Here is a 252-nt window from a genome sequence, read left to right as displayed (position 1 = left end):
GGTGTATGGGGTGGGGCGGGGTAGGGACCTCGAGGCCGACCTCAAGGCCTGGCAGAGGCGCTACCCGGGGAACGAGGAGAAGGCGAGGAGCCTCCTCAAGGCCCTCAAGCGCCCCGAAGGGGTGAACCCCGTCACCCTCGTCGTGGACGACGCCACGGGCCTCACCCCCAGTGTGGTCCCCTGGCTGGTGGCCTTCGCCGAGGTGGCCACCCTGGTCCTGGCCGTCCACCCGGAGACCCTAAGGAAGGGGGG

1 pseudogene is annotated in these 252 nt (G+C 71.0%); it reads left to right on the top strand.

Annotated features, from left to right (window positions below):
* Nucleotides 1-10: 10 nt before the first annotated feature.
* A pseudogene (locus tag ACYQ0J_RS00020) lies at nucleotides 11-252 on the top strand (ATP-binding protein); the annotation flags it as partial.

Source organism: Thermus sp. FJN-A (assembly GCF_054655095.1).
This window is presented reverse-complemented; position numbering and strand designations above follow the sequence as displayed.